Below are 20,499 nucleotides of genomic sequence, written 5' to 3' on the forward strand. Positions count from 1 at the left end.
CTGGAACCGGAGTTCCCGGCATGACCTTCTGCCTGCTCCTGCTGAGCGTCGTCGCCTTCTCGGCGGCCGTGCCGGCGCCCCGTGCGCTCACCGCGGCCGTCTGGCCCGAGCGGGAACCGGTCGTCGCCCTGTGGGTGTGGCAGTGCCTGGTCGCGACCGTCCTGCTGTGCTGCCTGGCCGCACTGGTGCTGGGTGCCGCCGCCGTCTTCCAGACCGTCCGCGACCAGGTCTTCGCCCCCGCGCCGCCCGCCGTGACCGCCGCCTACGACCTGTCCGCCACGGCCCCCTGGGCCGCCGCGCTCACCCTGCTGCTGGCCTGCGGAGCCGCGTGGACGACCGCGATGCTGGCCCGCGAGGCGGTCGAGGCGCGCCGGGGCCGCGGTCTGAAGCGGGCGCACCTGCGGGAGCGGGCCCCCGAGCTGCCCGCCGGGCTGCCCGTCCGCCGCGGGGCCTTGCTGGTGCTGGAGGACGAGTATCCCGACGCCTGGTGGCTGCCTGGCCATCCGCCCCAGCTGATCGTCACGACCGGCGCCCTCCGGCGGCTCACCGATCTCCAGCTGGACGCCGTCCTCACCCATGAGCGCGACCACGCCCGCGCCCACCACGACTGGCTGCTCCACCTGTCCACCGCGCTGGCCACCGGCTTCCCCCGTGTCCCGGTCTTCGCCCACTTCTGCGACCAGACCCACCGCCTGGTCGAACTGGCCGCCGACGACACCGCGTCCCGCCGCTGCGGCCATCTGACCACGGCCCTGGCGCTGATCGAGCTGAACCAGCACCGGGGTGTGCTGTCCTGCGCCTCCAGCCGCCGTCTGCTCGGCGAACGCGTCGACCGTCTCCTCCAGCCACCGCCCCGGCTGGACCGGCGGCGCCGGGCGCTGACCACGACGGCCGCCGCGCTGGTGCCGCTGATCCCGCTGCTGATCACCTTCACCCCGGGGCTGACGGCACTGGGCTGAGCCGGCAGACCGCGCGGGAACGGACCGGACAGGGACGGGCCGAGCGGGACGAGGGGGAACGGCCAGGCGTGCGGCAGGGGCGCGGCAAGAACCTCTGCCGCCTCTATATCCAGTCGTCCGGCTCCGGCCCCGGCTCGCCCTCCGGCTCCGGCCAGTCGTCGTCCCGCGCGGTGGCGCCGCCCGCCGGAGCCTGGTCCCCCGCCACGGCCCGGTCCCCGTCCGGGCCGGCGGCGAGAGCGGCCAGCACGCCGAGCACGCCCTCCCCGTAGGTCGCCAGCTTCTTCTCGCCGACCCCGCCCACGGTGCCGAGTTCGGCGACCGAGGCCGGCCAGGCGGTGACGATCTCCCGCAGCGTGGCGTCGTGGAAGATGACATACGCCGGAACGCCCTGCTCACGGGCCTGCTCGGCACGCCAGGCCCGCAGTGCCTCGAAGGCCGGGAGAAGTTCCTCGGACAGCTCGGCGGCCGCCACGGCGGCCCTGGCCCTGCGCTCGCCCTTGCCCGGCGAGGACGCGCGGGCCGTGGCCGGTTTCTTCGGCTCCTTGCGCAGCGGCACCTCCCGCTCGCGCCGCAGCACCGAGCCACTGGCCTCGGTCAGCACCAGCGTGCCGTACTCCCCCTCCACGGCGAGCAGCCCCTGGGCCAGCAACTGCCGTACGACACCGCGCCATTCGCCCTCGGTCAGCTCCTCGCCGATACCGAACACGGAGAGCTGGTCGTGGTCGAACTGGATCACCTTGGCCGTGCGCCGCCCCAGCAGGATGTCGATGATCTGCACCGCGCCGAACTTCTGGCCCCGCTCCCGCTGCAGCCGCACCACCGTGGAGAGCACCTTCTGCGCCGCGACCGTGCCGTCCCAGGTCTCCGGCGGGGTGAGGCAGGTGTCGCAGTTGCCGCAGCCCTCCGCGTCCGGCTCCTGGCCGAAGTAGGCCAGCAGCTGCCCGCGCCGGCAACGGGCCGTCTCGCACAGGGCCAGCATGGCGTCCAGATGGGCGGCGGCCCGGCGGCGGAACGCCTCGTCGCCCTCACCGGACTGGATGAGTTTGCGCTGCTGTATGACGTCGTTGAGGCCGTAGGCCATCCAGCCCGTGGAGGGCAGTCCGTCGCGGCCCGCGCGGCCGGTCTCCTGGTAGTAGCCCTCCACCGACTTGGGCAGGTCGAGATGGGCGACGAACCGGACGTCGGGTTTGTCGATGCCCATGCCGAAGGCGATGGTCGCCACCACGACCAGGCCGTCCTCCCGCAGGAAGCGGGACTGGTGCGCCGCGCGGGTGACCGCGTCCAGGCCCGCGTGGTAGGGCACCGCCTCGATGCCGTTGGCCGTGAGGAACTCCGCCGTCCGCTCCACCGAGTTGCGCGAGAGGCAGTAGACGATGCCGGCGTCGCCCGCGTGCTCCGCGCGCAGGAAGGCGAGCAGCTGCTTCTTCGGATCGGCCTTGGGCACGATGCGGTACTGGATGTTGGGCCGGTCGAAGCTCGCCACGAAGTGGCGGGCGGCCGGCATCCCGAGCCGCTGGACGATCTCCTGGTGGGTGGCGTGGGTGGCCGTCGCCGTGAGGGCGATCCGGGGCACGTCCGGCCAGCGCTCGCCCAGCAGGGAGAGGGAGAGATAGTCGGGGCGGAAGTCATGGCCCCACTGGGACACGCAGTGCGCCTCGTCGATGGCGAAGACCGAGATCTTGCCCCGGCCGAGCAGGTCCAGGGTCGCGTCCAGGCGCAGCCGCTCGGGTGCCAGATAGAGCAGGTCCAGCTCGCCCGCGAGGAACTCCGCCTCCACCGTGCGGCGTTCGTCGAAGTCCTGGGTGGAATTGACGAACCCGGCGCGCACGCCGAGCGCACGCAGCGCGTCGACCTGGTCCTGCATGAGCGCGATCAGCGGGGAGACGACGATTCCGGTACCGGGTCTGACCAGGGCGGGGATCTGGTAGCACAGCGACTTGCCGCCGCCGGTCGGCATGAGGACCACGGCGTCGCCGCCCGCGACCACGTGCTCGACGATCGCCTCCTGCTCGCCACGGAAGGTCTCGTACCCGAAGACCCGGTGCAGTGTGGCCAGCGCCTCACTGTCCGTCACCTCCGGCGTCCCGGCCCCTAGCGTCCCGACCCCTCGCGTCCCAATCCCTCGCATCTCGGCCCCTGACGTCTCGGCCCCTGGCATCTCGATGATCCCGCCCGTCCCGCGCATAGTCCTGTCCCCCGTGCGTCGTCTCTCGACCACTGCGTCCACGATAGGGCGCCGCGCCGACAGCGTCCCGAGTTGTCCACAGCTCGCGATCACTTGTCGTATCAGCCCATCGGGGGTCTCCAGGTGGCCGCCGTATCCCGCCCGCGACAGGCTGCCGAGGGCGGCCCCGGCAGCCCGCCGTCCGTCCGGCAGCCCGTCCGTCCCCCACCTGTCACCGTTCCAAGGAGCTGCATGTCATGACCGCTCGCCTGACCAGAGCCGCTGTCGGCCTGGCCGCCGCTCTCACCCCGGTCCTCGGCCTCACCACGGCCACCGGCCCTGCACACGCCGCGGACCATGCCCCGGACTCCTCCGCGGCCCACGCGGCAGACCCCTCCGCGGCGACCGCCACGGACCGGGACCCCGCCGTCGTCGAACAGCTCGCCGCCGCCCGCGCGGCGACGGCGAAGTACCGCTATCTGCCCTTCGCCGCCGCCGACGGCTACGACGCCCATATGTGCCTGGCCCGCGACCAGGGCGGAATGGGCTTCCACTACTTCAACGAGTCCCGCTTCGGCTCCCTCGACCCCGCGAGGCCCGCCGGGCTGCTCTACGAGGCCGGGGACGACGGCAGGCGCAGGCTCGTCGGCGTGGAGTGGGTCGTGCCGGTGAAGGACAGCGAGAACGCCCGGCCCCGGTTGTTCGGACAGGACTTCCAGGGCCCGATGCCGGGCCACTACCCCGGTATGCCCACGCACTACGACCTGCACGTCTGGCTCTACAAGAACAACCCGGACGGACTCTTCTCCCAGTGGAACCCCACCGTGAAGTGCCCGTCGTCCTGACCCGCACGCACGCCTGTCCGCACGCCCGCGCGGCATGCCCGCGGCCCACACCGGCGCCCGTGCCCGCGCACGCGAAGGCCCCGGCTCCCCTGGGGAGAACCGGGGCCCGCGCGGCGTGCCCGGCCGGTCAGCGGACGAAGACGCCCGCCTGGCTGGCCAGGTCGAGGAAGTACTGCGGCGCCACACCGAGCACGACCGTGACGGCCACGCCCACCCCGATCGCCGCCGTCGTCAGCGGCGACGGCACGGCGACGGTCGGGCCGTCAGGCCGCGGCTCGCTGAAGAACATCAGCACGATCACCCGGATGTAGAAGAACGCCGCGATCGCCGAGGAGATCACACCGACCACGACCAGCGGGGCCGCTCCACCGGCCGCCGCCGCCTTGAACACGGCGAACTTACCGGCGAACCCGGAGGTCAGCGGGATACCGGCGAAGGCCAGCAGGAAGACCGCGAACACGGCGGCCACCAGCGGCGACCTGCGGCCGAGACCGGCCCACTTGGACAGGTGGGTGGCCTCGCCGCCCGCGTCGCGCACCAGCGTGACCACGGCGAAGGCGCCGATCGTCACGAACGAGTACCCGGCCAGGTAGAAGAGGACCGACGACACGCCGTCCTTGGTGGTCGCGATGACACCCGCGAGGATGAACCCCGCGTGCGCGATCGACGAGTACGCCAGCAGTCGCTTGATATCGGTCTGCGTGATCGCGACGATCGCACCGCCCAGCATGGTGATGATCGCCACGCCCCACATGACGGGCCGCCAGTCCCAGCGCATGCCCGGCAGGATGACGTACAGCACGCGCAGCAGCGCGCCGAACGCGGCGACCTTGGTCGCCGCCGCCATGAAGCCGGTCACCGGGGTCGGGGCGCCCTGATAGACGTCCGGGGTCCACATGTGGAACGGGACGGCGCCCACCTTGAAGAGCAGGCCCATGACCAGCATCGCGGCGCCGACCAGCAGCAGCGCGTCGTTGCCCATGGTGCCGGCCAGCGCCGGGTCGACGCCGGTCACCGTGCCGTCGACGACCTGCGCGATCCTCGCGTACGACACGGAGCCCGAGTAGCCGTACAGCAGGGCGATGCCGAACAGGGTGAACGCGGAGGCGAACGAGCCGAGCAGGAAGTACTTGACCGCCGCTTCCTGCGAGATGATCCGCTTGCGGCGGGCCAGCGCGCACATCAGGTACAGCGGGAGGGAGAAGACCTCCAGCGCCACGAACAGGGTCAGCAGGTCGTTGGCCGCGGGGAAGACCAGCATGCCCGCGACCGCGAAGAGCAGCAGCGGGAACACCTCGGTGGTGGTGAAGCCGGCCTTCACGGCGGCCTTCTCGCTGTCGCTGCCCGGCACCGAGGCGGCCTGCGCCGCGAACGAGTCGACGCGGTTGCCGTGCGTCTCCGGGTCCAGGCGCCGTTCCGCGAAGGTGAACACGGCGACCAGCGAGGCCAGCAGGATGGTGCCTTGCAGGAACAGCGCGGGGCCGTCGACGGCGATCGCGCCCATGGCCGCGATGTGCGCCTTCGTGGTGCCGTATCCGTCGGCAGCCAGCGCGACGACCGTGGCGAACGCGGCGACGAACGCCACGACCGACACGAACACCTGCGCGTAGTAGCGCTGTCTGCGCGGGACGAACGCCTCGACGAGCACCCCGACGAGCGCCGCGCCCAGGACGATCAGGGTCGGGGACAGCTGGGCGTACTCGATCTTGGGGGCGTCGATCTTCCCGATCGACTGGGCGGCCGTGGCCGATGTTGTCCACAGGCCGTGGACGGCGCTTGCGCTCACTTGGCCGCCTCCACCTCGGGCTTGGGGTCGGTCTTCTGTACGTCCGACAGGGTGTGTTTGACCGCCGGGTTGACGATGTCCGTCACCGGCTTCGGGTAGACGCCGAGGAAGATCAGCAGCACGATCAGCGGGGCGACCACCGCCAGCTCACGCACCCTGAGGTCCGGCATCGCGGAGACCTCGGACTTCACCGGGCCCGTCATCGTCCGCTGGTAGAGGACGAGGCTGTAGAGGGCGCCCAGGACGATGCCGAAGGTGGCGATCACCCCGACCGCGGTATGCCGGGTGAAGGTGCCGACCAGGACCAGGAACTCGCTCACGAAGGGCGCGAGGCCCGGCAGCGACAGTGTCGCGAGGCTGCCGATCAGGAAGGTGCCGGCGAGCACCGGGGCCACCTTCTGCACCCCGCCGTAGTCGGCGATGAGCCGGGAGCCGCGGCGGGAGATCAGGAAGCCGGCGACCAGCATCAGCGCGGCCGTGGAGATGCCGTGGTTGACCATGTAGAGGGTCGCGCCGGACTGGCCCTGGCTGGTCATCGCGAAGACGCCCATCACGATGAAGCCGAAGTGCGAGATCGACGCGTAGGCGATCAGCCGCTTGATGTCGCGCTGGCCCACGGCGAGCAGTGCGCCGTAGATGATGCTGATCAGGGCCAGGACCATGATGGCGGGCGTGGCCCACTTGCTGGCCTCCGGGAAGAGCTGGAGGCAGAAGCGGAGCATCGCGAAGGTGCCCACCTTGTCGACGATCGCCGTGATCAGCACGGCGACCGGCGCGGTGGACTCGCCCATGGCGTTGGGCAGCCAGGTGTGCACCGGCCACAGCGGCGCCTTCACCGCGAAGGCGAAGAAGAAACCGAGGAACAGCCAGCGCTCGGTGGAGGTCGCCATGTGCAGCGAGCCGCTCGCGCGGGCCTGCACGATCTCCTGGAGGCTGAAGCTCCCGGCGACCACGTAGAGGCCGATCACCGCGGCCAGCATGATCAGACCGCCGGCCAGGTTGTAGAGGAGGAACTTCACCGCCGCGTACGACCGCTGGGTCGACGCCGCCTCCTCACCGTGCTCGTGGGCATGGTCGCCGAAGCCGCCGATGAGGAAGTACATCGGGATCAGCATGGCTTCGAAGAAGATGTAGAAGAGGAAGACGTCGGTGGCCTCGAACGAGAGGATCACCATCGCCTCGACGGCCAGCAGCAGGGCGAAGAAGCCCTGCGTGGGCCGCCAGCGGCGGTTGCCGTTGTTCAGCGGGTCGGCGTCGTGCCAGCTCGCCAGGACGATGAACGGCATCAGTACGGCGGTGAGCGCGACCAGCGCCACCCCGATGCCGTCCACCCCCAGCTCGTACCTCACCCCGAACGCCTTGATCCAGGAGTGGGACTCGGTGAGCTGGTAGCGGGCGCCGCCCGGGTCGAAGCGGACCAGGACGGCGACCGCCAGGCCCAGCGTCCCCAGGGAGACCAGCAGCGCCAGCCATTTCGCGGCGGTGCGCCGCGCGGCCGGGACGGCGGCCGTGGCGACGGCTCCCACGGCCGGGAGCACCGCCGTCGCTGTCAGCAGAGGAAAGGACATCGGATATCAGACCGCCCTCATCAGCAGGGTCGCGGCGACCAGGACCGCCGCACCGCCGAACATCGAGACCGCGTACGAGCGCACGAAGCCGTTCTGCAGGCGGCGCAGCCGCCCGGACAGGCCGCCGAACGTGGCCGCCGTACCGTTGACGACGCCGTCGACCAGGGTGTGGTCGACGTACACCAGGGAGCGCGTCAGGTGCTCGCCGCCGCGGACCAGGACGACGTGGTTGAAGTCGTCCTGGAGCAGGTCGCGCCGGGCGGCCCGGGTGAGCAGCGAGCCGCGCGGGGCGACGGCCGGGACCGGCCTGCGGCCGTACTGCGCCCAGGCGAGGCCGACGCCGATGAGCAGGCAGGCCATGGTCGCGCCGGTGACGACGCCGGCGCTGACCGGCGAGTCGCCCTCGCTGTGGCCCGTGACCGGCTCCAGCCAGTGCAGGAAGCGGTCACCGATGCTGAAGAACGCGCCGCCGAGGACCGAGCCGACGGCCAGCACGATCATCGGGATCGTCATGCTCTTCGGCGACTCGTGCGGGTGCGGTTCTTCGCCGTTCTCGTCGGGCTGCCAGCGCTTCTCGCCGAAGAACGTCATCAGCATCACGCGGGTCATGTAGAACGCGGTGATGGCGGCGCCCAGCAGGGCGCAGGCGCCGAGGATCCAGCCCTCGGTGCCGCCCTTGGCGAAGGCCGCCTCGATGATCTTGTCCTTGGAGAAGAAGCCGGACAGGCCCGGGAAGCCGATGATGGCGAGGTAGCCGAGGCCGAAGGTGACGAAGGTGACCGGCATGTACGTGCGCAGGCCGCCGTAGCGGCGCATGTCGACCTCATCGTTCATGCCGTGCATGACGGAACCGGCGCCGAGGAAGAGCCCAGCCTTGAAGAAGCCGTGCGTCACCAGGTGCATGATCGCGAAGACGTAGCCGATCGGGCCGAGGCCCGCCGCCAGCACCATGTAGCCGATCTGCGACATGGTCGAGCCAGCCAGCGCCTTCTTGATGTCGTCCTTGGCGCAACCGACGATCGCACCGAAGAGGAGCGTGACGGCTCCGACCACGGTGACGACCAGCTGCGCGTCCGGGGCGGCGTTGAAGATGCTCGCCGAGCGGACGATCAGATAGACACCCGCGGTCACCATCGTGGCGGCGTGGATGAGGGCGGAGACCGGGGTCGGGCCCTCCATCGCGTCACCGAGCCAGGACTGCAGCGGCACCTGGGCGGACTTGCCGCAGGCGGCGAGCAGCAGCATCAGGCCGATGGCGGTCAGCTTGCCCTCGGACGCGCCGCCGACACCGGCGAAGACCGGGGTGAAGGCGAAGGTGCCGAACGTCGTGAACATCAGCATGATCGCGATGGACAGGCCCATGTCGCCGACCCGGTTGACCAGGAAGGCCTTCTTCGCGGCCGTGGCGGCGCTGGGCTTGTGCTGCCAGAAGCCGATCAGCAGGTAGGACGCGAGACCGACGCCCTCCCAGCCGACGTACAGCAGCAGGTAGTTGTCGGCGAGGACGAGGATCAGCATCGCCGCGAGGAACAGGTTGAGATAGCCGAAGAAGCGGCGGCGGCGCTCGTCGTGCTCCATGTACCCGACCGAGTACAGGTGGATCAGCGAGCCGACGCCGGTGATCAGCAGGACGAACGTCATCGACAGCTGGTCGAGGCGGAAGGTGACGTCCGCCTGGAAGCCCCCGACCTGGATCCAGGTGAAGAGATGGTTCGTCAGGGTGCGGTGGTCGGCGTCCTTGCCGAGCAGATCGGCGAAGAGGACCACGCCGAGCACGAACGAGGTCGTCGACAGCAGCGTGCCGATCCAGTGGCCGACGGCGTCGAGGCGCCGGCCTCCGACCAGGAGCACGGCCGCTCCGAGCAGGGGCGCCGCGATCAGCAGCGCAATCAGGTTCTCCACGATTCAGCGACCCCTTACAGCTTCATCAGGCTGGCGTCGTCGACCGAGGCCGAGTGGCGGGTACGGAACAGCGACACGATGATCGCGAGCCCGACCACGACCTCCGCGGCGGCGACGACCATCGTGAAGAAGGCGATGATCTGGCCGTCGAGATTGCCGTGCATACGGGAGAAGACGACGAACGCGAGGTTGCAGGCGTTGAGCATCAGCTCGATGCACATGAACACGACGATCGCGTTGCGCCGGATCAGCACCCCGGTCGCGCCGATGGTGAACAGCAGGGCGGCGAGGTAGAGGTAGTTGACGGGGTTCACTTCGACGCCTCCTCGGTCCGCTTGAAGTGCGCGGGCTCGATCCCGGTCCGCTCCAGGCGTTCCTCGGCGCGCTGCTCGAGGGCGCGCAGATCGTTGAGCGCCTCCGCCGACACGTCACGGATCTGACCGCGGTCGCGTAGCGTCTTGTTGACCGTGAGCTCGGCGGGGGTGCCGTCCGGCAGCAGGCCCGCGATGTCGACCGCGTTGTGCCGGGCGTACACGCCGGGCGCGGGCAGCGGCGGTACGTGCCTGCCCTCGCGCACCCGCTGCTCGGACAGTTCGCGCTGGGTCTTGGCGCGCTCGGTGCGCTCGCGGTGCGTGAGCACCATGGCGCCGACCGCGGCCGTGATGAGCAGGGCGCCGGTGATCTCGAACGCGAACACGTACTTGGTGAAGATGAGGGCCGCCAGGCCCTCCACGTTGCCGTTCGCGTTCGCCTGGCCGAGGCCGTCGAAGTCCTTGAGGGAGGCGTTGCCGATGCCTCCGATCAGCAGGACGCCGAAGCCGACCCCGGACAGCAGCGCCAGCCAGCGCTGGCCCTTGATGGTCTCCTTCAGGGAGTCCGCCGCGGTGACGCCGACGAGCATCACCACGAACAGGAACAGCATCATGATCGCGCCGGTGTAGACGACGATCTGCACGATGCCGAGGAAGTAGGCCCCGTTGGCGAGGTAGAACACCGCCAGGACGATCATCGTCCCGGCGAGGCTCAGCGCGCTGTGCACGGCCCTCTTCATGAGGACGGTGCCCAGGGCGCCGAGCACGGCCACCGTGCCCAGGACCCAGAACTGGACCGCCTCGCCGGTGGAGGTGGAGTAGGCGGCGAGCTGCGCGCTCATGCGTCCACCTCCTCTTCCCGGGGCTTCTCGCCCTTGGAGACGGCGGTCTGGCGCACCGTGCCGGGCGCGGCCTCCGTCACCAGGCCCCGGTAGTAGTCCTGTTCGTCCATGCCCGGAAAGATCGAATGGGGGCTGTCGACCATGCCCTCCTCAAGGCCGGCGAGCAGCTGCTCCTTGGTGTAGATGAGGTTGGCGCGGCTGGAGTCGGCCAGTTCGAACTCGTTGGTCATCGTCAGCGCGCGCGTGGGGCACGCCTCGATGCACAGCCCGCACAGGATGCAGCGGGCGTAGTTGATCTGGTAGACGCGGCCGTACCGCTCGCCCGGCGAGTAACGCTCCTCGTCGGTGTTGTCGGCGCCCTCCACGTAGATGGCGTCGGCGGGGCAGGCCCAGGCGCACAGCTCACAGCCGACGCACTTCTCGAGGCCGTCCGGATGGCGGTTGAGCTGGTGCCGTCCGTGGAACCGCGGGGCCGTGGTCTTCTGCTGCTCCGGGTACTGCTCCGTGAGCCGCTTCTTGAACATGGCCTTGAAGGTCACGCCGAAGCCGGCCACGGGGTTCATGAAACCGGGCTTGGTCTCCTTGGGCTCCTCAGCCATCGGACGCCTCCTTTCCATCCAGAGATCCGTCACTCACAGTGTCCGCCCCACCACTGACAACGAGCTCCCGCTCCTGGCGGGACCGGCGCCTGGGCACCGGCGGAAGCTCCTGTCCGGGCAGCGGCGGCACGGGGAATCCGCCCGCCATCGGGTCGAAGCCGGCCGGTTCGGCGGGCTCCTCGGCGGCCTTGGCCTTCTCGCGGAACATGTCGGCGACGAAGGACAGGAGCAGCAGGGCGAGGACGCCGCCGCCGATGTAGAGCGCGATGTCGGCGAAGTCGTAGTTCTCGTTGCGCAGGGCCCGGACGGTGGCGACCAGCATCAGCCAGACCACGGAGACCGGGATGAGAACCTTCCAGCCGAGTTTCATCAGCTGGTCGTACCGCACCCGTGGGAGCGTGCCGCGCAGCCAGATGAAGAAGAACAGCAGCAGCTGCACCTTGACGGTGAACCAGAGCATCGGCCACCAGCCGTGGTTGGCGCCCTCCCAGAAGGTGCTGATGGGCCACGGGGCCCGCCAGCCGCCCAGGAAGAGGGTGGTCGACACGGCGGAGACGGTCACCATGTTGACGTACTCGGCGAGCATGAACAGCGCGAACTTGATCGACGAGTACTCGGTGTTGAAGCCGCCGACCAGGTCGCCCTCGGACTCCGGCATGTCGAAGGGGGCGCGGTTGGTCTCGCCGACCATGGTGACGATGTAGATGATGAACGACACCGGCAGCAGCAGGATGTACCAGCGGTCGTGCTGCTGCTCGACGATCGTCGACGTCGACATCGAGCCCGAGTAGAGGAACACGGAGGCGAACGCGGCGCCCATGGCGATCTCGTACGAGATCATCTGCGCGCAGGAGCGCAGGCCGCCGAGCAGCGGGTACGTCGAACCGGAGCTCCAGCCCGCCAGCACGATGCCGTAGATGCCGACGGAGGCGACCGCGAGGATGTAGAGCATCGCGATCGGCAGGTCGGTCAGCTGCATCGTGGTGCGGTGCCCGAAGATCGAGATCTCGTTGTCGGCCGGGCCGAACGGGATCACCGCGATCGCCATGAAGGCCGGGACCGCCGCGACGACCGGCGCGAGCAGGTAGACGACCTTGTCGGCGCGCTTGACGACGACGTCTTCCTTCAGCATCAGCTTCACGCCGTCGGCGAGCGACTGGAGCATGCCCCAGGGGCCGTGCCGGTTGGGGCCGATGCGCAGCTGCATCCAGGCGACGACCTTGCGCTCCCACACGATGGAGAACAGCACGGTCAGCATCACGAAGGCGAAGCAGAACACCGCCTTGACGACGACCAGCCACCAGGGGTCGTGGCCGAACACCGAGAGGTCTGAAGCGGCGAGGTACGGGCTGCTGCTCATGCCTCCACCTCCTGGGGGGCCTCACCGGCGGGGACCGCCGGACCGATACGGACCAGGGCGCCGGGCAGCGCCCCGGTGTCGGAGGCGACGCCCCCGCCCGTGGAGTTCAGCGGGAGCCAGACCACCCGGTCGGGCATCGCGGTGACCTCCAGGGGGAGTTCGACGCTTCCGGCGGGGCCGGTCACGGCGAGGACGTCGCCGTCCTTGACGCCGGCCTCGGCGGCGGTGGCGGCCGACACGCGCGCGCGTGCGGCGTGCCGGGTGCCGGCGAGCGCGTCGTCACCCTCCTGCAGGACGCCCCGGTCGAGGAGCAGCCGGTGTCCCGCGAGCACGGCCTCGCCCGCGGCGGCGCGCGGCGCCGGTCCCGCCTTCTCCTGCGGTGCCGCGGCCCGCGGGCCGTCCCAGGCGCCGAGCCGGTCGATCTCCGCGCGCACGGTGCGCAGATCCGGCAGGCCCAGATGGACGTCCATGGCGTCGGCCAGCATCTGCAGCACCCGCGCGTCGGACGGCGCGAGCCGGCGGGTCATCTGCTCGGGCTTGAGCGCGGTGTCGAACATCCGGGCCCTGCCCTCCCAGTCGAGGAAGGTGCCGGGCTTCTCGGCGACGGCGGCGACGGGCAGGACGATGTCCGCGCGTTCGGTGACCGGGCCGGGCCGCAGTTCCAGCGACACGAGGAAACCGACCTCGTCGAGCGCCTGGAGCGCGCGGGCCGGGTCCGGCAGGTCGGCGACCTCGACACCGGCGACCACCAGTGCCTGGAGTTCACCGGTCGCCGCGGCCTCGACGATCTGCCCGGTGTCCCGGCCGTGGCCGCCGGGGAGTTCGGCGAGCCCCCAGACCGCGGCGACCTCCTCCCGCGCGCGCGGGTCGGTCGCGGGGCGTCCGCCCGGCAGCAGCGACGGCAGCGCGCCCGCCTCCAGGGCGCCGCGTTCTCCTGCCCGGCGCGGGATCCACACCAGGCCGGCCCCGGTGGCGGCGGCGGCCCGTACGGCGGCGGTGAGGGCGCCGGGGACCGCGGCGAGGCGCTCACCGACGACGATCACGGCGCCCTCGGTGCGCAGCGCCTCCGCGGCCTGCCGGCCCGCGTCCTCCAGGCCGACCCCGCCCGCGAGCGCGTCCAGCCATTCGGTCTCGGTGCCGGGCGCGGCCGGCAGCAGGGTGCCGCCGGCCTTCTCCAGGCCGCGCGTGGCGTGCGTGGCCAGCGCGTACGTCTTCTGTCCGCGCTTGCGCCACGCCTTGCGCAGCCGCAGGAAGACGCCGGGGGCCTCCTCCTCGGCCTCGATGCCGGCGAGGAGGACGGCGGGCGCCTTCTCCAGGGAGGTGTACGTGACCCCCGTGCCGTCGAGGTCGACGCCGCGTCCCGCGACACGCGCGGCCAGGAAGTCGGCCTCCTCGGCGCTGTGCACGCGCGCGCGGAAGTCGATGTCGTGGGTGCCGAGGGCCACGCGCGCGAACTTGCTGTAGGCGTAGGCGTCCTCGACGGTGAGCCGGCCGCCGGTCAGCACTCCGGTCCGGCCGCGCGAGGCCAGCAGGCCCTGGGCGGCGATCTCCAGCGCCTCCGGCCAGGAGGCCGGGACGAGTTCACCCTCGGGGTTGCGCACCAGGGGCGTGGTGAGGCGGTCCGGGAGCTGCGCGTAGCGGAACGCGAAGCGTCCCTTGTCGCACAGCCACTCCTCGTTGACCTGGGGGTCGTTGGCCGCCAGGCGCCGCATGACCTTGCCGCGCCGGTGGTCGCTGCGGGTGGCGCAGCCGCCGGAGCAGTGCTCGCACACGGACGGCGAGGAGACCAGGTCGAACGGGCGGGCGCGGAAGCGGTACGCCGCCGAGGTCAGCGCGCCGACCGGGCAGATCTGGATGGTGTTGCCGGAGAAGTACGACTCGAACGGGTCGCCCGCTCCGATGCCGACCTGCTGGAGCGCGCCGCGTTCGATCAGGTCGATGATCGGGTCGCCGGCGATCTGGTTGGAGAAGCGGGTGCACCGGGCGCACAGGACGCACCGCTCACGGTCGAGGAGCACCTGGGCGGAGATCGGTACGGGCTTCTCGTAGGTGCGCTTCGTCCCGTCGAAGCGGGACTCGGCGTTGCCGTGCGACATGGCCTGGTTCTGGAGAGGGCACTCGCCGCCCTTGTCGCAGACGGGGCAGTCCAGCGGGTGGTTGATGAGGAGGAACTCCATCACACCGTGCTGGGCCTTCTCGGCGGCCTCGGAGGTGAGCTGGGTCTTCACCACCATGCCGTCGGTGCAGGTGGTGGTGCAGGACGCCATCGGCTTGCGCTGGCCCTCCACGTCGACCAGGCACTGGCGGCAGGCGCCCACCGGGTCGAGGAGGGGGTGGTCGCAGAACCGGGGGACCTCCACGCCGAGCTGCTCGGCGGCCCGGATGATCAGGGTGCCCTTGGGCACGCTGATCTCGGCGCCGTCGACGGTCAGCGTGACGAGATCTTCCGGCGGGACCGCCGCCTCTCCGCCTCCTGCGGAAGCGTTGGTCGACACGGTCATGCGTTCACCTCCGCGGGCTTGTCCGCCCATGCCGTGGACTTGGCCGGGTCGAAGGGGCAGCCCCGGCCCGTGATGTGCTGCTCGTACTCCTCGCGGAAGTGCTTGAGCGAGGAGAAGATGGGCATGGCGGCACCGTCGCCGAGGGCGCAGAAGGCCTTGCCGTTGATGTTGTCGGCCACGTCGTACAGCTTGTCGAGGTCGCTCATGCGGCCCTTGCCCGCCTCGATGTCACGCATCAGCTGCACCAGCCAGTACGTGCCTTCGCGGCAGGGGGTGCATTTGCCGCAGGACTCGTGGGCGTAGAACTCGGTCCAGCGGGTGACGGCGCGTACGACGCAGGTGGTCTCGTCGAAGCATTGCAGGGCCTTGGTGCCGAGCATGGAACCCGCGGCGCCCACTCCTTCGTAGTCGAGGGGGACGTCGAGGTGCTCCTCGGTGAACATCGGGGTCGAGGAGCCGCCCGGGGTCCAGAACTTGAGGCGGTGGCCCGGCCGCATCCCGCCGCTCATGTCGAGCAGCTGGCGCAGGGTGATGCCGAGCGGCGCCTCGTACTGACCGGGGTTCGCGACGTGGCCGCTGAGGGAATAGAGCGTGAAGCCGGGTGATTTCTCGCTCCCCATCGAGCGGAACCATTCTTTGCCCCGGTGGAGGATCGCGGGAACCGACGCGATCGACTCGACGTTATTCACCACAGTCGGGCACGCGTAGAGGCCCGCGACGGCAGGGAAAGGAGGACGGAGCCGCGGTTGACCGCGGCGGCCTTCGAGCGAGTCGAGCAGTGCGGTCTCCTCACCGCAGATGTACGCGCCCGCGCCCGCGTGCACGGTGAGTTCGAGGTCGAGTCCGCTGCCGAGGATGTTCTTGCCGAGGTAGCCGGCCGCGTAGGCCTCTTGTACGGCCGCGTGCAGCCGCCGCAGGACGGGGACGACCTCACCGCGCAGATAGATGAACGCGTGCTGCGACCTGATCGCATGACACGCGATGACGATGCCCTCGATGAGGCTATGCGGATTGGCGAACAGGAGCGGCATGTCCTTGCATGTGCCGGGCTCCGATTCGTCGGCGTTGACAACTAGATAGTGCGGTTTTCCATCGCCCTGGGGAATGAACTGCCATTTCATTCCGGTCGGGAATCCGGCGCCGCCGCGGCCGCGCAGTCCGGATTCCTTGACGTACGCGATCACGTCGTCCGGTGCCATGGCGAGTGCCTTGCGCAGGCCCTCGTAGCCGTCGTGCCGCCGGTAGACGTCCAGCGTCCAGGATTTGTCCTCGTCCCAGAACGCCGACAGCACGGGTGCGAGCAGTTTCTCCGGGCTGGTGCCCTGCATCTCGGGTGCCAATGTCATCACTCCCCCTCCTCGGCGACGGGCCCTGCCGGGTGTGCCGGGTCGGAGGCCGAGGTCTGCTGCGGCGCGTCGTGCGAGCTGCGGTGTCCGGCCGGCGACTGCCCCTCCGGCCGGGTGTCCTGGGTGGCGTCGCGCGGGCCGTCGTGCGGCGCGCCGTCGCGCGGGTGGACCACGCGGGCGGGTGCCTCCTCGCCCTTGGCCAGGCGCAGGCCCCGCAGGGAGGCGGGTCCGGCGCTGACGCTCTCGTCGGCGGCGCCGGGGCGCTCGTCGGGGAAGCCCGCCAGGATCCGGGCGGTCTCCTTGAAGGTGCACAGGCGGGCGCCGCGGGTCGGGTCGGCCGGCCGGCCCGCGCGCAGGTCGTCGACGAGACGGGTGGCGCTGTCGGGGGTCTGGTTGTCGAAGAACTCCCAGTTGACCATGACGACCGGGGCGTAGTCGCAGGCCGCGTTGCACTCGATGTGCTCGAGGGTGACCTTGCCGTCGTCGGTGGTCTCGCCGTTGCCGACGTCGAGGTGCTCCTGGAGCCGCTCGTAGATGGCGTCGCCGCCCATCACCGCGCACAGCGTGTTGGTGCAGACGCCCACCTGGTAGTCCCCGGAGGGCTTGCGCCGGTACATGGTGTAGAAGGTGGCGACCGCGGTGACCTCGGCCGTGGTCAGGTCCAGCATCCGGGCACAGAACTGCATGCCGGTGCGCGTGACGTGCCCTTCCTCCGACTGCACGAGGTGCAGCATCGGCAGCAGGGCGGAGCGGGAGTCGGGGTAGCGGGCGATGATCGCGCGCGCGTCGGTCTCCAGGCGGGCGCGGACGTCGTCCGGGTAGCCGGGGGCGGGCAGTTGCGGCATGCCCAGGCTGACACCCTCGTCGGGAGTGGTGGTCACCGGTCGACGCCTCCCATCACGGGATCGATGGACGCGACGGCGACGATGACGTCGGCGACCTGGCCGCCCTCGCACATCGCCGCCACGGCCTGCAGGTTGGTGAAGGACGGGTCGCGGAAGTGGACCCGGTAGGGGCGGGTGCCGCCGTCGGAGACGACGTGCGCCCCGAGTTCGCCCTTGGGCGACTCGACCGCGACGTACGCCTGTCCCGGCGGGACGCGGAAGCCCTCGGTGACCAGCTTGAAGTGGTGGATCAGGGCCTCCATGGAGGTGCCCATGATCTCCTTGATGTGGTCGAGGGAGTTGCCTAGGCCGTCCGGTCCCAGGGCGAGCTGGGCGGGCCAGGCGATCTTCTTGTCGGCGACCATGACCGGGCCGGGCTGGAGCCGGTCCAGGCACTGCTCGACGATCCCGAGCGACTGGCGCATCTCCTCGAGGCGGATCAGGAAGCGGCCGTAGGCGTCGCAGGTGTCGGCGGTCGGGATGTCGAAGTCGTACGTCTCGTAGCCGGAGTACGGCTGTGCCTTGCGCAGGTCGTGCGGCAGGCCGGTGGAGCGCAGTATCGGACCGGTGATGCCGAGGGCCATGCAGCCGGACAGGTCGAGATAGCCGACGTCCTGCATACGGGCCTTGAAGATGGGGTTCCCGGTGGCGAGCTTGTCGTACTCCGGGAGGTTCTTCCTCATCTTCTTCACGAACTCGCGGATCTGGTCCACCGCGCCGGGCGGCAGGTCCTGGGCGAGTCCGCCGGGGCGGATGTACGCGTGGTTCATCCTGAGGCCGGTGACCAGTTCGTAGATGTCGAGGATCATCTCGCGGTCACGGAAGCCGTAGATCATGATCGTGGTGGCGCCGAGCTCCATCCCGCCGGTGGCGATGCACACCAGGTGGGAGGAGAGGCGGTTGAGCTCCATCAGGAGCACCCGGATGATCTTGGCGCGTTCGGTGATCTGGTCCTCGATGCCGAGGAGCCGTTCCACCGACAGGCAGTAGGCGGCCTCGTTGAAGAAGGACGTCAGGTAGTCCATGCGCGTCACATACGTGGTGCCCTGCGTCCACGTGCGGTACTCGAGGTTCTTCTCGATACCGGTGTGGAGGTAGCCGATGCCGCAGCGGGCCTCGGTGACCGTCTCGCCGTCGATCTCCAGGATGAGGCGCAGCACGCCGTGGGTGGACGGGTGCTGGGGACCCATGTTGACGACGATGCGCTCGTCGTCGGCCCGGGCCGCGGACTGGACGACCTCGTCCCAGTCGCCACCGGTCACCGTGTAGACGGTGCCCTCGGTGGTCTCCCGGGCGGCTGCTGACTGGGTACTGCTCACGAGTACGACCTCCGCTGGTCGGGAGCCGGGATCTGGGCACCCTTGTACTCGACGGGGATGCCGCCGAGGGGGTAGTCCTTGCGCTGCGGATGGCCCTGCCAGTCGTCCGGCATCATGATCCGCGTCAGGGCCGGGTGACCGTCGAAGACGATGCCGTAGAAGTCGTACGTCTCGCGCTCGTGCCAGTCGTTCGTCGGGTAGACGGAGACCAGGGACGGGATGTGCGGGTCGCCGTCGGGGGCGCTCACCTCGAGGCGGATCAGCCGGTTGTGGGTGATCGAGCGCAGGTGGTAGACGGCGTGCAGCTCGCGGCCCTTGTCGTGCGGGTAGTGCACGCCGCTGACGCCGGTGCACAGCTCGAAGCGCAGGGCGGCGTCGTCGCGCAGCAGGCGGGCGACGCGGACGAGGTGCTCGCGCTCGATGTGGAAGGTGAGTTCGCCGCGGTCGAGCACCGTCTTCTCGATGGCGTTCTCGGGCAGCAGTCCCTGTTCCTCCAGGGCTCCCTCGAGTTCGTCGGCGACCTCGTCGAACCAGCCGCCGTACGGGCGGCTCGCCGGTCCCGGGAGCCGGACGGAGCGGACCAGGCCGCCGTAGCCGGTGGTGTCGCCGCCGTTGTTGGCGCCGAACATGCCGCGCTGGACGCGGATCTCCTCGCCGCCCTGGCCGCGCCGGCCGGGGAGGTTGGCGGCGGAGAGGTCCTTCTCCGGGTTGGGCGCGTTCACGTCCTGCGCGCCGGTGCCGTTCGCGTCGCTCACCGCAGCAGCCCCTTCATCTCGATCGTGGGCAGGGCCTTGAGCGCGGCTTCCTCGGCCTCGCGCGCCGCCTCCTCGGCGTTCACGCCGAGCTTGGAGGTCTGGATCTTGTGGTGGAGCTTGAGGATGGCGTCCATCAGCATCTCGGGCCGGGGCGGGCAGCCGGGGAGGTAGATGTCGACGGGCACGATGTGGTCCACGCCCTGGACGATCGCGTAGTTGTTGAACATGCCGCCCGAGGAGGCGCAGACGCCCATGGAGATGACCCACTTGGGGTTGGGCATCTGGTCGTAGACCTGCCTCAGCACCGGCGCCATCTTCTGGCTCACCCGCCCGGCGACGATCATCAGGTCGGCCTGGCGCGGCGAGCCGCGGAAGACCTCCATGCCGAAGCGCGCCAGGTCGTAGCGGCCGGCGCCGGTCGTCATCATCTCGATGGCGCAGCAGGCGAGTCCGAAGGTGGCCGGGAAGACGGACGACTTGCGCACCCATCCCGCGGCCTGTTCGACGGTGGTGAGCAGGAAGCCGCTCGGCAGTTTTTCTTCGAGTCCCATGGTGTTAGAGGCCCCTCAGTCCCATTCCAGGCCGCCGCGGCGCCACACATAGGCGTAGGCGACGAAGACGGTGAGCACGAAGAGCAGCATCTCCACGAGCCCGAAGATCCCCAGGGAGTCGAAGGTGACGGCCCAGGGGTAGAGGAAGACGATCTCGATGTCGAAGACGATGAAGAGCATCGCCGTCAGGTAGTACTTGATGGGGAAGCGTCCACCGCCGGCCGGCTGGGGGGTCGGTTCGATGCCGCATTCATAGGCATCGAGCTTCGCGCGGTTGTAACGCTTCGGCCCGATGAGCGTGGCCGCGATCACGGAGAAGATCGCAAAGGCTGCCCCGAGGGCTCCCAGTACGAGGATGGGCGCATAGGCGTTCACCGCTCCTCGCTCCTCTCAGTCGGCACTGACTGTGGCGGTTGTGACGGTTGTGACGGACTCATACCGCCTCACATACCCTCGAGCCACGCCCGTCCCGACCAAGATCGAGAACATGTGAAGCGGGTCACAAGCCCAACTGCCACGCATCCTATGCCCGAGCCTCTGTGATCTGCGACACGGGGTATTCCACTACCTTTGTGATCTCCACCACCTGACGAACGATCATGCCGTCATATGTCGGTTGATCTTCGCACGGGAAGCGTCAGAGCCATCACGCGAAGCGACATTCCCGCTCGTCTTCGCAGGCCGGAGGGGGGCCTCCATATCAAGAGAGTTCCCGTGCAACCAAATTGGCCTTGGACTCCGGGCGCTGATAGGGAAACCCATTCACACAACAGAGGGAGAAGCCCGGCGCGATGTGGACGCACGCAT

The 20,499-nt window shown here is 70.1% G+C and carries 17 protein-coding genes; 2 read left to right on the top strand and 15 right to left on the bottom strand.

Features of this window, described 5'->3' with window-relative positions; translation table 11 throughout:
• Window positions 1-20: 20 nt before the first annotated feature.
• A complete protein-coding gene (locus ABZ862_RS36500) occupies window positions 21-959 on the top strand; it encodes a M56 family metallopeptidase (protein ID WP_360968276.1) in 939 nt (312 codons plus the stop codon).
• 103 nt (window positions 960-1,062) lie between these two features.
• On the opposite strand, the gene recQ is transcribed toward ABZ862_RS36500, so the two are convergent.
• Window positions 1,063-3,087 (bottom strand): DNA helicase RecQ, encoded by a 2,025-nt coding sequence (recQ, locus tag ABZ862_RS36505; RefSeq protein ID WP_360968278.1) that lies wholly within the window; start codon window positions 3,085-3,087, stop codon window positions 1,063-1,065.
• Between the two features lie 293 nt (window positions 3,088-3,380).
• On the opposite strand from recQ, the gene ABZ862_RS36510 reads away from it, so the two are divergent.
• On the top strand, window positions 3,381-3,968 hold the full coding sequence (locus ABZ862_RS36510) for a hypothetical protein (RefSeq protein ID WP_360968281.1): 588 nt from the start codon (window positions 3,381-3,383) through the stop codon (window positions 3,966-3,968).
• Between the two features lie 127 nt (window positions 3,969-4,095).
• On the opposite strand, the gene nuoN is transcribed toward ABZ862_RS36510, so the two are convergent.
• From nuoN to ABZ862_RS36580, 14 genes are read right to left on the bottom strand one after another with little or no spacing between them, the layout of a single operon-like run.
• Window positions 4,096-5,754 carry an NADH-quinone oxidoreductase subunit NuoN gene (nuoN, locus tag ABZ862_RS36515; RefSeq protein WP_360968284.1) on the bottom strand — a complete coding sequence of 553 codons (1,659 nt, stop codon included), beginning with the start codon at window positions 5,752-5,754 and terminating at the stop codon, window positions 4,096-4,098.
• Window positions 5,751-7,322 (bottom strand): NADH-quinone oxidoreductase subunit M, encoded by a 1,572-nt coding sequence (locus ABZ862_RS36520; protein ID WP_360968288.1) that lies wholly within the window; start codon window positions 7,320-7,322, stop codon window positions 5,751-5,753. Before ABZ862_RS36520 ends, nuoN begins: the two co-directional genes overlap by 4 nt.
• Window positions 7,323-7,328: 6 nt before the next feature.
• A complete protein-coding gene (gene nuoL / locus ABZ862_RS36525; protein WP_360968291.1) occupies window positions 7,329-9,224 on the bottom strand; it encodes an NADH-quinone oxidoreductase subunit L in 1,896 nt (631 codons plus the stop codon).
• A gap of 14 nt (window positions 9,225-9,238) precedes the next feature.
• A complete protein-coding gene (gene nuoK, locus ABZ862_RS36530; protein ID WP_073901863.1) occupies window positions 9,239-9,538 on the bottom strand; it encodes an NADH-quinone oxidoreductase subunit NuoK in 300 nt (99 codons plus the stop codon).
• On the bottom strand, window positions 9,535-10,377 hold the full coding sequence (locus ABZ862_RS36535; protein WP_360968294.1) for an NADH-quinone oxidoreductase subunit J: 843 nt from the start codon (window positions 10,375-10,377) through the stop codon (window positions 9,535-9,537). Before ABZ862_RS36535 ends, nuoK begins: the two co-directional genes overlap by 4 nt.
• On the bottom strand, window positions 10,374-10,976 hold the full coding sequence (nuoI, locus tag ABZ862_RS36540; RefSeq protein ID WP_360968297.1) for an NADH-quinone oxidoreductase subunit NuoI: 603 nt from the start codon (window positions 10,974-10,976) through the stop codon (window positions 10,374-10,376). Before nuoI ends, ABZ862_RS36535 begins: the two co-directional genes overlap by 4 nt.
• Window positions 10,969-12,336: an NADH-quinone oxidoreductase subunit NuoH gene (gene nuoH / locus ABZ862_RS36545; RefSeq protein WP_360968300.1), complete on the bottom strand. Its 1,368-nt coding sequence runs from the start codon at window positions 12,334-12,336 to the stop codon at window positions 10,969-10,971. The genes nuoI and nuoH overlap by 8 nt, the downstream gene beginning before the upstream one ends.
• A complete protein-coding gene (locus ABZ862_RS36550) occupies window positions 12,333-14,837 on the bottom strand; it encodes an NADH-quinone oxidoreductase subunit G (RefSeq protein WP_360968303.1) in 2,505 nt (834 codons plus the stop codon). The genes nuoH and ABZ862_RS36550 overlap by 4 nt, the downstream gene beginning before the upstream one ends.
• Window positions 14,834-16,186 carry an NADH-quinone oxidoreductase subunit NuoF gene (gene nuoF / locus ABZ862_RS36555; RefSeq protein WP_360968306.1) on the bottom strand — a complete coding sequence of 451 codons (1,353 nt, stop codon included), beginning with the start codon at window positions 16,184-16,186 and terminating at the stop codon, window positions 14,834-14,836. The genes ABZ862_RS36550 and nuoF overlap by 4 nt, the downstream gene beginning before the upstream one ends.
• Complete coding sequence (gene nuoE, locus ABZ862_RS36560; protein ID WP_360968363.1) at window positions 16,183-17,028, bottom strand: NADH-quinone oxidoreductase subunit NuoE; 846 nt, start codon at window positions 17,026-17,028, stop codon at window positions 16,183-16,185. The genes nuoF and nuoE overlap by 4 nt, the downstream gene beginning before the upstream one ends.
• A gap of 32 nt (window positions 17,029-17,060) precedes the next feature.
• Window positions 17,061-18,386 (bottom strand): NADH-quinone oxidoreductase subunit D, encoded by a 1,326-nt coding sequence (locus ABZ862_RS36565; protein ID WP_360968310.1) that lies wholly within the window; start codon window positions 18,384-18,386, stop codon window positions 17,061-17,063.
• Complete coding sequence (locus tag ABZ862_RS36570; protein ID WP_360968313.1) at window positions 18,383-19,141, bottom strand: NADH-quinone oxidoreductase subunit C; 759 nt, start codon at window positions 19,139-19,141, stop codon at window positions 18,383-18,385. The genes ABZ862_RS36565 and ABZ862_RS36570 overlap by 4 nt, the downstream gene beginning before the upstream one ends.
• A complete protein-coding gene (locus ABZ862_RS36575; protein ID WP_043442859.1) occupies window positions 19,138-19,692 on the bottom strand; it encodes an NADH-quinone oxidoreductase subunit B in 555 nt (184 codons plus the stop codon). Before ABZ862_RS36575 ends, ABZ862_RS36570 begins: the two co-directional genes overlap by 4 nt.
• A gap of 15 nt (window positions 19,693-19,707) precedes the next feature.
• Window positions 19,708-20,067 carry an NADH-quinone oxidoreductase subunit A gene (locus ABZ862_RS36580; protein WP_360968317.1) on the bottom strand — a complete coding sequence of 120 codons (360 nt, stop codon included), beginning with the start codon at window positions 20,065-20,067 and terminating at the stop codon, window positions 19,708-19,710.
• Window positions 20,068-20,499: the final 432 nt, after the last annotated feature.

Origin of the sequence: Streptomyces sp. NPDC047000 (assembly GCF_040644295.1) — a bacterium.
Taxonomy (GTDB): domain Bacteria; phylum Actinomycetota; class Actinomycetes; order Streptomycetales; family Streptomycetaceae; genus Streptomyces.

Bases quoted from the DNA above. Each gene is read 5' to 3' on its own strand.
- nuoE (WP_360968363.1), bottom strand. From the start codon at position 17,028: ATGCCGCAACTGCCCGCCCCCGGCTACCCGGACGACGTCCGCGCCCGC.
- ABZ862_RS36535 (WP_360968294.1), bottom strand. From the start codon at position 10,377: ATGAGCGCGCAGCTCGCCGCCTACTCCACCTCCACCGGCGAGGCGGTC.
- ABZ862_RS36500 (WP_360968276.1), top strand. From the start codon at position 21: ATGACCTTCTGCCTGCTCCTGCTGAGCGTCGTCGCCTTCTCGGCGGCC.
- nuoH (WP_360968300.1), bottom strand. From the start codon at position 12,336: ATGAGCAGCAGCCCGTACCTCGCCGCTTCAGACCTCTCGGTGTTCGGC.
- nuoI (WP_360968297.1), bottom strand. From the start codon at position 10,976: ATGGCTGAGGAGCCCAAGGAGACCAAGCCCGGTTTCATGAACCCCGTG.
- ABZ862_RS36520 (WP_360968288.1), bottom strand. From the start codon at position 7,322: ATGTCCTTTCCTCTGCTGACAGCGACGGCGGTGCTCCCGGCCGTGGGA.
- recQ (WP_360968278.1), bottom strand. From the start codon at position 3,087: ATGCGAGGGATTGGGACGCGAGGGGTCGGGACGCTAGGGGCCGGGACG.
- ABZ862_RS36575 (WP_043442859.1), bottom strand. From the start codon at position 19,692: ATGGGACTCGAAGAAAAACTGCCGAGCGGCTTCCTGCTCACCACCGTC.
- ABZ862_RS36550 (WP_360968303.1), bottom strand. From the start codon at position 14,837: ATGACCGTGTCGACCAACGCTTCCGCAGGAGGCGGAGAGGCGGCGGTC.
- ABZ862_RS36510 (WP_360968281.1), top strand. From the start codon at position 3,381: ATGACCGCTCGCCTGACCAGAGCCGCTGTCGGCCTGGCCGCCGCTCTC.